Source organism: Comamonas koreensis, from assembly GCF_021026195.1.
Classification (GTDB): domain Bacteria; phylum Pseudomonadota; class Gammaproteobacteria; order Burkholderiales; family Burkholderiaceae_C; genus Comamonas; species Comamonas koreensis.
This window is the reverse complement of sequence record NZ_JAJNCT010000007.1, coordinates 100,792-113,444: the sequence shown is the minus strand read 5'-3', so window position 1 is coordinate 113,444 and position 12,653 is coordinate 100,792. Positions and strand designations below refer to the sequence as shown.

At 64.1% G+C, this 12,653-nt stretch carries 12 protein-coding genes; 6 read left to right on the top strand and 6 right to left on the bottom strand.

Annotated features, from left to right (window positions below; genetic code table 11):
• The first annotated feature begins 58 nt into the window (after positions 1-58).
• Positions 59-508: a ribonuclease HI gene (rnhA, locus tag LPW39_RS07610; RefSeq protein ID WP_027010474.1), complete on the top strand. Its 450-nt coding sequence runs from the start codon at positions 59-61 to the stop codon at positions 506-508.
• 187 nt (positions 509-695) lie between these two features.
• Here the strand turns inward: rnhA and LPW39_RS07605 are convergent, their stop codons facing one another.
• From LPW39_RS07605 to LPW39_RS07595, 3 genes are all read right to left on the bottom strand, one after another.
• The gene (locus LPW39_RS07605) at positions 696-1,409 is read right to left on the bottom strand and encodes a Crp/Fnr family transcriptional regulator (RefSeq protein ID WP_230773108.1); all 714 of its coding nucleotides are present in this window, start codon (positions 1,407-1,409) and stop codon (positions 696-698) included.
• 334 nt (positions 1,410-1,743) lie between these two features.
• Entirely contained in the window at positions 1,744-2,622 is an 879-nt protein-coding gene (locus tag LPW39_RS07600; RefSeq protein ID WP_230773105.1) for a DMT family transporter, read from the bottom strand.
• 231 nt (positions 2,623-2,853) lie between these two features.
• Entirely contained in the window at positions 2,854-3,489 is a 636-nt protein-coding gene (locus LPW39_RS07595; protein WP_230773102.1) for an FMN-dependent NADH-azoreductase, read from the bottom strand.
• Between the two features lie 193 nt (positions 3,490-3,682).
• On the opposite strand from LPW39_RS07595, the gene LPW39_RS07590 reads away from it, so the two are divergent.
• Together LPW39_RS07590 and LPW39_RS07585 are read left to right on the top strand one after the other, a co-directional pair.
• Positions 3,683-4,609, top strand: a complete 927-nt coding sequence (locus LPW39_RS07590; RefSeq protein WP_021025134.1) for a LysR family transcriptional regulator — start codon at positions 3,683-3,685, stop codon at positions 4,607-4,609.
• 253 nt (positions 4,610-4,862) lie between these two features.
• Positions 4,863-5,549: an RBBP9/YdeN family alpha/beta hydrolase gene (locus tag LPW39_RS07585; protein WP_230773098.1), complete on the top strand. Its 687-nt coding sequence runs from the start codon at positions 4,863-4,865 to the stop codon at positions 5,547-5,549.
• 246 nt (positions 5,550-5,795) lie between these two features.
• On the opposite strand, the gene LPW39_RS07580 is transcribed toward LPW39_RS07585, so the two are convergent.
• The 3 genes from LPW39_RS07580 to LPW39_RS07570 all read right to left on the bottom strand — a co-directional run bounded on the left by LPW39_RS07580 (position 5,796) and on the right by LPW39_RS07570 (position 8,502).
• On the bottom strand, positions 5,796-5,993 hold the full coding sequence (locus LPW39_RS07580; protein ID WP_230773096.1) for a CsbD family protein: 198 nt from the start codon (positions 5,991-5,993) through the stop codon (positions 5,796-5,798).
• Between the two features lie 165 nt (positions 5,994-6,158).
• Positions 6,159-7,385: a GNAT family N-acetyltransferase gene (locus LPW39_RS07575; protein ID WP_230773094.1), complete on the bottom strand. Its 1,227-nt coding sequence runs from the start codon at positions 7,383-7,385 to the stop codon at positions 6,159-6,161.
• Positions 7,386-7,428: 43 nt separating this feature from the next.
• On the bottom strand, positions 7,429-8,502 hold the full coding sequence (locus LPW39_RS07570) for a threonine aldolase family protein (RefSeq protein WP_230773092.1): 1,074 nt from the start codon (positions 8,500-8,502) through the stop codon (positions 7,429-7,431).
• A gap of 198 nt (positions 8,503-8,700) precedes the next feature.
• Between LPW39_RS07570 and LPW39_RS07565 the strand changes: the two genes are divergently transcribed.
• The 3 genes from LPW39_RS07565 (at position 8,701) to glnK (ending at position 12,597) form a co-directional block, all read left to right on the top strand.
• The gene (locus tag LPW39_RS07565; protein ID WP_230773087.1) at positions 8,701-10,356 is read left to right on the top strand and encodes an NAD+ synthase; all 1,656 of its coding nucleotides are present in this window, start codon (positions 8,701-8,703) and stop codon (positions 10,354-10,356) included.
• A 311-nt stretch (positions 10,357-10,667) separates the two neighbouring features.
• The gene (locus tag LPW39_RS07560) at positions 10,668-12,125 is read left to right on the top strand and encodes a SulP family inorganic anion transporter (RefSeq protein WP_230773085.1); all 1,458 of its coding nucleotides are present in this window, start codon (positions 10,668-10,670) and stop codon (positions 12,123-12,125) included.
• A 133-nt stretch (positions 12,126-12,258) separates the two neighbouring features.
• Positions 12,259-12,597: a P-II family nitrogen regulator gene (gene glnK, locus LPW39_RS07555; RefSeq protein WP_116925027.1), complete on the top strand. Its 339-nt coding sequence runs from the start codon at positions 12,259-12,261 to the stop codon at positions 12,595-12,597.
• The last annotated feature ends 56 nt before the right edge of the window (positions 12,598-12,653 follow it).

Genomic DNA, 12,653 nt, shown 5'->3' with positions numbered 1-12,653 from the left:
GCCCGCAAATGCGCTTATAGTGGCCCCCTGTAATCGTGGCAAGTGCCAAGGAGTGGTTGTGAACCAAGTGGTGATTTATACGGACGGTGCCTGCAAGGGCAACCCTGGCCCAGGCGGCTGGGGCGCTTTGCTCAGCGCTGGCACAGCGCAGAAGGAGCTGTTCGGTGGCGAGCTGGGCACCACCAACAACCGCATGGAACTGATGGCGGTGATCCAGGCGCTCGAAGCCCTGAAGCGCCCCTGCGACGTGCAGCTGTATCTGGACAGCCAGTACGTGCGCAAAGGCATCACCGAATGGATCACCGGCTGGAAGGCCAAGGGTTGGCGCACGGCGAGCAAGGAGCCCGTCAAGAACGTGGACCTCTGGCAGCGCCTGGATGCGCTGGTGCACGGTGGAGAGCACCGCATCACCTGGCACTGGGTCAAGGGCCATGCCGGCGATCCTGGCAATGAGCGCGCTGATGCGCTGGCCAACCGGGGCGTGGCCATGGCGCTGGGCCGGGGCTGAGCCCTTTTAGCATTACAAGCAGGGAGAACGAGCGATGGGACGCATCATGCGCATTCTGGCCGTGGTTGGTGTATTGGCCGCTTTGTACGTGGCCTACAGCTACGGCGTTTTTTAGACAGGTCGTTCGACCTGCGGCCCACCGCGATGCGCAAAGCGTGGGCCGGGGTGTCGCATAACTACTGCGTAATTACTCAGACGCAGCAATGCGGCGCAGCGCATTGCTGTCGCGCACCGTCAGCCCCGAAGGCTCGATGCGGATGGACGATTCGCGCTCCATCGATTTGAGTTCCTGGTTCACGCGCTGGCGCGAGGCGCCGAGTAGCTGGGCCAGCTCTTCCTGGGCCAGTTGCAGGCCGATGCGGGTTTCGCTGCTTTCCTTGCCGGGCACGCCGTAGCTGCGCGAGAGGTGCAGCAGCTGCTTGGCCAGCCGTGCGCGCAGTGGCAGGGTGTTGAGGTCTTCCACCATGCCGTAGAGGCTGCGGATGCGGCGCGCATGCATGCGCGCCAGCGCCTGGTAGAACTCCACATGGGTCTGCAGAATGCGCTGGAAATCCGCCTTGCTGACGCACACCAGGGTGGTCTCGCCATGGGCATAGACATCATGGGTGCGTGTGTCGTCGTCGAACAGGCCGACATCGCCAAACCAGGTGCCTGGCTCGACATAGGTCAGGGTGATCTGCTTGCCGGTCAGCGACGCCGAGCTGACGCGGGCGGAACCCCGGGCCACGGACACCCACTCTTCGGGCTCATCGCCACGGGAGAAGATCAACCCGCCATCCTTGAAGCGCTTGACATAGGCGCAGCGCAGAATGTCATGGCGCAAAGTCGGCGAGAGGGTGCTGAACCAGCGCCCTGTGTTGATGGCTTCGCGCTCTTCGGGGGTCAGGATGGGATCGTCCATGGCATGTCGTCTCGGTGACTGGAATTATGAATTTTGTCGCTTGTGCGACGGTCATCACCGAATGTATAGCATTGCCGCCAAATTGTTAATTGTCACCCAAGCCTCTCAGGCGTCCGGCAATCCAAGTTGTCCGGTTTTGCAACCTGCGCAGCTGCAAAGAATGGGCGCTATATGCTCATTGGGTTTGCATATATAGCTATCAATTTGATATTTGGGTTTCCCCGGTGTGCGCGAATGACGAAGGGGTACTTCTTCAATGGTGAAGCTGGTCTTAAATGCTGGGGTATTGGGGCCCATGCTCCCAGCGCTTTCCCTCTTGTTTTCGCTGGCTTTTTCAGGCCGCCAGGCGCTTGCGCAGGCGCTGTTGCCAGACTTCGACCAGCACCACACCCAGGCCTGCGCAGCAGATCAAGGCCATGCCGGCGGCGGTCGCCGCATCGGGCAGCTGGCCAAAAATCAGCCAGCCCAAGGTGGTGGCAGAGACGATCTGCAGGTAGTTGAACGGCGCCAGCAAGGTGGCGCTGGTCCTGCTGTAGGCGGTGATCTGCAGCCAGTGGCCCACAAAGCCGCTGAGGCCGGTGGAAGCCAGCAGCAGCCATTGCCAGATGCTCAGATCCAGCTGCTTCCAGAAAAAGGGCAGCAGGGCGCTCAGCACCAGCGCGCCAAACAGGCCGCCGTAGAGGTTGCTGGTGAGCGGGTCATCCGCAGCCACGCGGCGCGTGCTGATCTGGAACAGCGCAAAGGTGCTGGCCGTCACCACGCCCCAGATGGCCCCTTCGGTAGATAACTGCCCGCCCGGACGGATGACCACCAGCATGCCGACAAAGCCGAGCACCACGCCTGCCCAGCGGTGCCAGCCCGGGCGCTCGCCCAGCAGCCAGGGCGCCAGCACCATCACCAGCAGCGGCGCCATGAAGTTCATCGCCGTGCCCTCGGCCAGCGGCACCATGCTCAGCACGTGGAAGAACAGCAAGGTGGTGGCAATCATCAGCACCGAGCGCTGGATCTGGCGCGACAGCGACTGCGTGCGAAACAGCCCCATGCCGCGTCTGGGCAGCACCAACACGCCCATCAGCACCACATGGCCCACATAGCGGAACCAGGCCACCATCAACACCGGCACCCCCGCCAGGACCAGCAACTTGCCGCTCGCATCAAGGCTAGAGAGAATCCACAGCCCGCAGACATGCAGGACGATACCGAGTTGGCTCATGAAAAGGCAGTTTTAGCGCAGCAGAGGCGGCCGATTGTAACCATGGGTTGACAATTTTTCAGTCGCTGTATGAATAGGCTGATTCAGTGGATCGCCATGGCATGCAGACGCAAAAAAGCCGATCGGAAGGCTCTCCTTCAGATCGGCGATAAAGCCCTGGCACTGGGTGGTGGGTGCCGGGCCGCAGCCGGAGGATGGAACCCAGCCTCCTGCTGTTCAAGCGCCTGGCAATCAGGCCGCTACGGTCTGCTGCATGGGCGTGGCTACCGCCTGGGCAATCTCGGCCTGCGCCTTGCTGATGGCGGCGGCGCGGGCTTCAGGGCCCATGGCCAGGCCTTCGGCACGGGCAAAGTGCACATCGGTGATGCCGATGAAGCCGAAGATGGTTTGCAGGTAGGTTTCCTGGTGCTCCATCGCACGGCCGCCTTCGCTGGTCGAGTAGATGCCGCCACGCGATTCCACCACGATCACCTTCTTGCCACCGGCCAGGCCTTCTGGGCCGTTGGCGGTGTAGCGGAAGGTGCGGCCGCCTTGCAGCACACGGTCGATCCAGCTGCGCAGCTGGGTGGGGATGCTGAAGTTGTAGAAAGGCGCGCCAATGACCAGCACGTCGGCTTCGAGCAACTGGCTCACCAAGGTTTCGGAGATGGCATTTTGCACACGCTCTGCTTCGGTCTTGGCCTCCTGGCCGGTGCGGAAGCCCAGCGCGTCGGCACCCAGATGGGGTGGTGTGTTGACGGCCAGGTCCAGGTATTGCACCTGGGTGTTGGGATGCACGGCGACCCAGGCCTTGACGGCTTCGGCGCTGAGTTGGCGGGAGACGGAGTTGGCGCCCAGGATGGACGAATCGATATGCAGCAGTTTCATGGTCAGTCCTTCAAACAGGTGACGGCTTTTGCTGCACTCGCAGCATTTTTGCCAATGGACGAATTCTGTCACTCTGAGCGGGCTGGATTAAGGGGTGGGGGTGGGTTGGATTGTTCTATTTTTAGAACTATGATGGGCAGACTTTTTTGCTGCCTCTCTGCCCGCGCAGACCGCGCCCACGCTGCCTCTGACCATGAAATACGACCTCAACGACATGTACTACTTTGCCGAAGTGGTCGAGCGCGGCGGCTTTGCTGCGGCAGGCCGCGCGCTGGGGGTGCCCAAGTCGCGGCTGTCGCGCCGCATTGCCGATCTGGAGGCGCAACTGGGTGTGCGGCTGCTGCAGCGCACGACGCGCAGGCTGTCGTTGACGGATGCCGGTGAGACCTTCTTGCGCCATGCCCAGACGGCCCGCGAGGCGGCACAGAATGCCCAGGCCGAGATGGAGCAGACCCAACGCGAGCCCTCGGGCACGGTGCGGGTGTCCTGCCCGGTGACCCTGGCCCAGGGCGCGGTGGGCAAGCTGCTGCCGGCGTTTTTGCGCACCTATGCCAAGGTGCGCATTGAGATGCTGGTGACCAACCGCACCATCAACCTGATCGAGGAGGGTATTGATGTGGCGCTGCGGGTGCGCGCCAACCTCAATGACAGCGGGAGCCTGGTCGTCAAGCGCCTGGGCATGACGCGCCAGCGCCTGGTGGCCAGCCCCGAGCTGCTGGCTGTGCACGGCGTGCCGCAGACCCCGCAAGACCTGGGCAGCAAGATACCCACCATGTCGCTGACCAGCGCCGATGGCAACAGCACCTTGCAGCTGGTGGGCCCCGAAGGTGAGCATGTGACCATCCACCACCAGGCGCGTTATGTGGCCGATGACCTGGTGACCCTGAAATACGCGGTGCTCGACGGTATCGGCGCCTGCTGGATGCCCGCCGCCATGGTGCGCGATGAGGTGGCCAATGGCGATCTGGTTGAGCTGCTGGCGGGCTGGAGCATCCCCGAAGGCATTCTGCATGCGGCCTTTGTATCGCGCCGCAATATGGCGCCGGCGCAGCGGGCGTTTCTGGACTTCATGGGCGAGAACCTGCCGCTGCAGCGCATCGGCCAAACCGATGGAACCTAAGGACCCTCTGCAAAACTCCCTGCCGTGGTCTGAACGCGGACTCGGGCGATCCGCTGCGTTGTCTTCCTTGTCAATAGCTCGCTATTGACTGCAAAAGACGCCTTGCGGCTCATCCCGATCCGCGTCCATCCCGCTGGGCGAGGGTTTTGCATAGCATCCTGAGTCGACAACATTCTCTAGATATTATTTTTGGAAATAACAATACTCAAAAATAGTCGTTGTTGATCTAAGAGCCTGCTTTGACAATGCATGCATGTCCGGTGCCTGTCTTGTCACGATCAACCCCTCCACCCCGCCACGCCATGCGGCCATTGTGGCCGCACAGCGCAATGGCCAGCGGCCTGTGCTGCCGGGCTGGCGCGGTGAAGCCGAGACGGGCGCGCCGGTCTCGGTGGTGATCGTGCCGGGCTGGCGCAACTCCGGCCCCGGTCACTGGCAAAGCCTCTGGGCCGAGCGCATTGCCGGTGCCTTGCGCGTGGAGCAGGAGGACTGGCTGCAACCCCACCGCAGCCCCTGGGTGGCGAGTGTGGAGCGGGCCATTGCGGCGGCCCCGCACCCGGTCATCCTGGTGGCCCATTCGCTGGGCTGCATTGCCAGCGTGCATGCGATTGAGCAATTGCGCGACAAGCAAGCAGACCACATTGCCGGTGCCCTGTTTGTGGCGCCGGCCGATCCAGAGCGCCGCGCGCTGTTTGAAGACTTCACGCCCGTGCCCGCCAACCCGCTGCCCTTTGCCAGCATTGTGGCGGCCAGCAGCAATGATCCCTATTGCCCCATCCGCATGGCCAGCGCCTATGCCAAAAGCTGGGGCAGCACCTTTGTGCGCGTGCCCTCGGCCGGCCATATCAATGTGGAATCGGGCCATGGCGAATGGCCGCTCGGCTGGGCCTTGCTGGGCGCGCTGGCGGCCTTGGCACCGGTGCAGGCGCAAGCCGCCTGATTCGCTGTTTCCCAACCTCTCTCGCGTCGATTCCTGCCAGGTCTGCACAGACCGTGCACGCGGTCTTGGCGATTCCTGCATATTTGCTGCGGGCAAAAAAATGCCAGCAACGAATGCTGGCCAAGGAGGGGTTCGGTTGAATCAATAGGCTTATATTGCCTTAAATTGAGCGCCTCAATGTCGGTAATTTGTATGTGTTAGTGACGTTCATCAAGGCAGCTGTTACACCCCGAGGGTCGGTCAGGCTCAGAGGCGCTTCTTGGCTGCGTCGGCTGCATCCTTCAAGGTCTCCTTCACATCACCGGCCTTCTTCTGAATTTCGCCTTCTGTTTCCAGCGCCTTGCCCTTGGCAATCTGGCTGGGGCTGTTGATGGCCTTGCCGAGACCCGCTTGTGCTTCGCCTGCGAGGTCCTTGATCTTGCCTACGACTTGGTCCTTGTTCATGGTGTCACTCCTTGCGTGCTTGGTTAAGGTGTAGCCATTGTGCATAAGCGCTCTGAATGGGTTTGTCAGTGCAGCCTTGTGCTTGCTGTGCGGTATCGCCGACAACCGCAGCGCACGACAAAATTAATTACAACTTGGGCAGGGGTGACGGCGCATGGGCGGACCTTATTGCGAATGTTTGAGCGGGCTGTGCTCCTGCAGCGCGCGCTGGTATTCCGCCATGCCTTGTGATTCGCGCGCCAGGTAGCGCTCCACCGCCTGGGCAAAGCCGGCATGGGCCAGCCAATGGGCGCTGGGGGTGCGCACTGGCATGAGGGCGCGCGCCATCTTGTGCTCGCCCTGCGCGCCGCCTTCAAAGCACTGCAGGCCCTGGCGTATGCACCATTCGATGGGCTGGTAGTAGCAGGCCTCAAAGTGCAGGCAGTCCACCCGCTCCAGCGCACCCCAGTAGCGGCCATAGGCATGGCGTGGCCCGCTGCCTGGCGCATCAATGGCAATCAGGCTGGTGGCGATGGGGTGGCCCTCGCGTTCGGCGATGAAGAGCAGCCAGTTCTCTGCCATCTCGGTACGCATCGCGGCAAAGAAGGCCGGGGTCAGGTAGGGCGCGTTGCCATGCTCCAGATAGGTGCGCTCGTAGCACCGGTAGAAAAAGTCCCAATCCGCTGCGCTGATCTGGCTGCCGCAGGCATGGCGGAACGTGACGCCGGCCGTCTGCACCTTGCGCCTTTCCTGGCGAATCTTCTTGCGCTTGTCCTGCTGCAGCCCTGCCAGAAAATCATCAAAGTCGGCATAGGGCCCGGCATCGCCGGCCTGCGTAGCGTCGCGGTTGCGCCAGTGGAACTGCACGTTCTCGCGCTGCATCAGCGCAATGTCTTCTGCCGCCTGCAGATCGGCCGTAGCGCCAAACAGCAGGTGCAGTGACGAGATCTCCTGCTGCTCGCAAAACTGGGTGGCGGCATGCAGCAGGGGCGCACGAAAGCGGTCATCGGCCACCAGCAGGCGGCTGCCCGGCACGGGGGTAAAGGGCACGGCGATGACCGCCTTGGGGAAGTAATCCAGGCCATGCTCGGCATAGGCCCGCGCCCAGGCGAAGTCAAACACATACTCGCCGTAGGAATGGCTTTTGAGGTACATCGGGCAGGCGCCCACCAGCGCGTCGTCCTGCCACAGGCTCAGGTGGCAAGGCTGCCAGCCACTCTCCGCAGTGGCGCTGCCGCTGTCCTCCAGCGCCTGCAGATAGGCGTGGCGCATGAAGGGGGTGGGGCGCTGCTGCAGGGCCAGCAGCCCATCCCAGGCGGGGGCATCGAACTCCGCCATGCTGGGCAGAATGCGCAGCTCCAGGCTGGGGCCGGGGTGGGGTGCGGGCGTAGGGTCAGCGGGCAGCGAGGTCATGGCCCGATTGTGGTCTGCCTGCCGCGCCGCTGCAGGGGGCAGGTTATGCGGCTTGGCGCTGGCGGCTGTGCACCAGGTCCATCAGCGCGGTGATCTCCTCATCGGTGCTGGACCAGGAGGTGACAAAGCGCACCACCACCTCACCCGCCTGCAGCTGGGTGCCTGCCGGCACGCTGCTGGCATACCAGTCGGTGCAGCGCACGCCCTGGGCGCGCAGCTGTTCATACAGCGCGATGGGCATCAGCACAAACACTTCATTCGCCTGGGTGGGCCAGCTCAGGCGCACGCTGGGCGTGGCGGCCAGCGCGGCAGACAGCTTGGACGCCATCGCATTGGCATGGCGGGCCAGCTCCATCCAGTGGCCGCCCTCCAGCCAGGCGCAGAACTGCGCGCCGATGGTGCGGCTCTTGGAGACCAGCTGGCCACTGCGCTTGATGCGCAGCGAGAAGTTCTGGGCCAGCGCCTGGTCGAAGAACACGACCGCCTCGGCCATCAGCGCGCCGTTCTTGGAGGCGCCCAGGCTCAGCACATCGACTCCGGCGCGCCAGGTGATATCGCCGGGGTGGCACTGGAGCGCAGCGACGGCATTGGCCAGGCGCGCGCCATCCATGTGCACGCGCAGGCCAAGGGCATGCGCCTGGGTGGCCAGTGCAGCGATCTCCTGCGGCTGGTAGACGAGGCCGTTCTCAGTCACCTGGGAGATGCTCAGACCGCTGATCACCATGTTGTGGGGGGCGTCATGGGGGGTGCGTTCCACAAAGGCGGCCAGGTCTTCTGCGCTGATCTTGCCATTGTCCGTGGCCATCGGCAGCAGGCTGGCGCCGCCGGTAAACAAGGCCGGGGCGCTGTTCTCATCGACCGCGATATGGGCCATGTTGTGGCAGACCACGGCGTTCCAGGGTTGGGCGATGGTGGACAGCGCCAGGCAGTTGGCCGCCGTGCCGGTGGTGACGAAGAACACTTTCACAGGGGTGCCAAAGGCCTCGCCCAGCATCTGCTCGGCGCGCTGGCTCCATTCGTCGTTGCCGTAGGCGGACTGGATGCCGCTGGCGGCCTCCACCAGGGTTTGCAGGATGCGGGGGGACACGCCGGCTTGGTTGTCGCTGCCAAAGTTCATGGGACGCTGCAGGTAGTGGTGCAAAAGCCTGATTTTGCCTGCAAACCGCCTGCGCCCGCTGTCCCGGATTGGCGGGATTTGCGCGCCGCTGCGCAGGCCTGGGGCTTTGTAAGCTAGACTCTTTGGCTGCACCTGGCGCGGGCCCCGCCCGCTCTCTTTGTGGCCCTGGTGCGCTGCCCCCTTGCCATCGAGTCATCCATGTCCCATTTTTCCATCGCAAACGCCCAGCTGAACTTTGTTGTGGGTGATATGCCGGGCAATGCCCGCAAGATCATTGATGCTGCGGCCCAGGCGGCTGCCCAGGGCGTGCAGCTGTTGCTGACACCCGAGCTGGGCATTTGCGGCTATGCCGCCGAAGACCTGTTCCAGCGCCCCTCGTTCCTGGCGGCCTGCGATGCGGCGGTGGCCCAGGTGGTACAGGCGAGCACGCAGTGGCCGGATCTGACCATCGTGCTGGGCCACCCGCAGGCGGCGCAGCATGCCGCCCATGGCCGCTGCTACAACGCCGCCAGCGTAGTGCGCGCCGGCCAGGTGCTGGATTGCTACCGCAAGCAGCTGCTGCCCAATTACCGTGAATTTGACGAGACCCGCTACTTTGTCGAAGGCTCGCAGACCTGCGTGTTCGACGTGGCGGGCAGCCGCATTGGCCTGCTGATCTGTGAAGACGCCTGGGCCAGCCAGCCCGCGCGTGCGGCCAAGGCGGCGGGTGCGCAGCTGCTGGCTGTCATCAATGCCTCGCCGTTCCAGATGGACAAGCCCGGCCACCGCGAGGCCTTGCTGGCCGAGCGCTGCCGCGAAACCGGTTTGCCGCTGGTCTATGCCCACCTGGTGGGCGGGCAGGACGAGCTGGTGTTCGATGGCCATTCCTTCGCGCTGAATGCCGATGGCCAGGTGGCCGCCCGCGCGCCGGGTTTTGACGAACATCTGCTGTCGGTGCAGGTGGAGGCCACGGCCACCGGTCTGCAACTGTCCGGCCCCGTGGCTGCGCCCGGTGATACCAACCAGCAGCTGTGGCAGGCCTTGGTGGTGGCGGTGCGCGACTACCTGGGCAAGACCGGCTTCCCCGGTGCGGTGCTGGGCCTGTCCGGCGGTATCGATTCGGCGCTGGTGCTGGCGATTGCGGTCGATGCGCTGGGGGCCGACAAGGTCCGCACCGTGATGATGCCGTCGCCGTACACGGCCGACATCAGCTGGATCGATGCGCGCGAGATGGCCGAGCGCCTGTCGGTAGCCTATGAAGAGATCTCGATTGCGCCGCAGTTCGAGGCCTTCAAGGCCGCATTGGCGCATGATTTTGCCGGCCGTGCCGAAGACACAACCGAGGAAAACCTGCAGGCCCGCATCCGTGGCACCTTGCTGATGGCGCTGTCGAACAAGTTTGGCTCCATTGTGCTGACCACCGGCAACAAGAGCGAGATGGCCACCGGCTACTGCACCTTGTACGGCGACATGGCGGGCGGCTTTGCGGTGCTGCGCGATGTGCCCAAGACCCGTGTGTTCGAGCTGGCGCGCTGGCGCAATGCCCATGACCCCTATGGCACCGGCCGCAACCCCATCCCCGAGCGCATCATCACCCGCCCGCCCAGTGCCGAGCTGCGCCCGGACCAGAAGGACCAGGACAGCCTGCCGCCCTATGAGGTGCTCGATGCCATCATCGAGCGCTACATGGAACAGGACGCCGACATCGACAGCATCGTGGCAGCCGGCTACCCTCGCGCCGATGTGGAGCGGGTGGTGCGCCTGATCCGCATCAACGAATACAAGCGCCGCCAGGCCGCCGTGGGCCCGCGCCTGTCGGCCCGGGGTTTTGGCCGCGACTGGCGCTACCCCATCACCAACGGTTTCCGGGGCTGAGCGGCCAGGCTGCGCCCCACGCCTCGCCCATGCCCTTGATGCGCTGTGCCTGCCCAGCCCTTGCGCTTGCTGCGGGGCAGCTGGGGGCTGCGCGTTTCCTGAGCTTTGTGCGCGCGCGCATCGCACGCCTGGTGGCCACGCGCCAGTCGGGCTTTTCGCGGCGCCATCCGCCATAGCGCGGCCCGCCTTTCCTCGCTTTCCTCGCTTTCCTCGCTTTCGTTGATCGCGGCATTGCGCAGCCTGCCTGTGCTGCCGCCATTCCTCCGTCTTTTTTGGAGCGGTACCCGGCGCTGCCGGGTGCGCGCGTTGCCATGTCCCCTTTTCTTCATTATTTCCGTGCCCAGTGGGCGCCGAGTGTGCCGCGCGAGCTGATGGCCGGCGCAGTCGCCACGTTTGCGCTGATCCCCGAGGTCATCGCCTTTTCCTTTGTCGCTGGTGTGGATCCCTCGGTGGGCCTGTTCGCCTCCTTTGTCATCAGCATCGTGATTGCCTTTGTGGGCGGCCGGCCGGCCATGGTGTCGGCCGCTGCGGGCTCGGTGGCCCTGGTGGCTGCGCCGCTGGTGCAGGCCCATGGCGTGCAGTACCTGTTTGCCGCCGGCCTGTTGGCCGGTGCCATGCAGATGCTGTTTGGCTGGCTGCGCCTGGGGGTGCTGCTGCGCTTTGTCTCGGGCTCGGTGCGCACCGGCTTTGTCAATGCGCTGGCCATTCTTATTTTTGCGGCCCAGTTGCCGCATCTGCTGGGCGCCAATAGCGCCACCTGGGCCATGCTGGCGCTGGGCCTGGTGGTCATCTATGGGCTGCCGCGCATCAGCACGGCCATCCCGTCGCCGCTGATCTGCATCCTGGTGCTGACGGGCGTGGCCCATGCGCTGGACCTGCCCCTGAAGACCGTGGCCGATCTGGGCCTGCTGCCCGATACCTTGCCCAGCTGGGCGCTGCCCGATGTGCCAATGTCCTGGCAGACCCTGCAGCTGATTGCGCTGCCGGCGCTGGCCATTGCAATGGTGGGCCTGCTTGAATCCTTGATGACCGCCAGCGTGGTCGATGAGCAGACCGACACCCCGAGCGCCAAGAACCGTGAATGCAGCGGGCTGGGCCTGGCCAATGTGGCGGCCAGCTGCTTTGGCGGCATTGCGGGCTGCGGCATGATCGGCCAGAGTGTGAGCAATGTGCGCTATGGCGGGCGCGGCCGACTGTCCACCTTGTTTGCTGGCGCCTTTCTGCTGGGCTTGATGGTGCTGCTCAAGCCCTGGGTGGCCCAGGTGCCGGTGGTGGCGCTGGTCGCGATCATGGTCATGGTGTCGGCCTCGACCCTGGACTGGGGATCGGCCCGCGCGCTGCTCAAACATCCCAAGCTGTCGAGCCTGGTGATGCTGGCCACCGTGGTGGTCACCATTGCCACCCACAACCTGGCTGCCGGTGTGGCCGTGGGTGTGCTGCTCAGCGGGGTGTTCTTCATGTTCAAGGTGTCCACGCTGCTGCAGGTGCAGCGCAGCGGCGATGCCGAGCTGGTCTATGCCGTGCGCGGCCAGGTGTTCTTTGCCTCGGCCGATCTGCTGGTCGATGCCTTTGATGTGCGCGAGATCGAGGGCCGGCCGGTGCGCATCGACATGGCCCAGGCGCATCTTTGGGACATCACCGCAGTGCAGGCGCTCGCCAAGGTTTGTGCGCGGCTGCGCAAGCATGGCAGTGCGGTGCAGGTGACGGGCCTCAATGCCCAAAGCCAGGCGCTGGCTGCCCGGCTGGACCTGCGTCTGGACGGCGCTTAGACATGGGCTAATGCCGCCGTTGGCTGGAGATTTGGCCCCGGAGGTGCCGAAGGCGGAATCTTGACGCACAATAGCCCCAGTTGCTGCGCGCATCGCCTGCGCAGCGTGTATATGCCCATCCCAGGAGAGCTTTATGAAAATGATTACCGCCGTTATCAAACCTTTCAAGATGGACGAGGTGCGTGAAGCTCTGGCGGATGTGGGCGTGACCGGTCTGACCGTCAGTGAAGTCAAGGGTTTTGGCCGCCAGAAGGGCCATACCGAGCTCTACCGTGGCGCGGAATATGTGGTGGACTTTCTGCCCAAGGTGAAGATCGAAGTCGCCGTGAAGGACGAGGATGTGGACCGCTGCGTGGACGCCATCGTCAACGCGGCCCGCACCGGCAAGATCGGCGACGGCAAGATTTTCGTCACCGAGATCGAGCGCGTGATCCGTATCCGTACCGGTGATCTGGACGAAGCAGCCGTCTGATCCAGACCGCATCCACATCCGCAAAAGCGCCTGGGCAAGCCAGGCGCTTTTTTCAT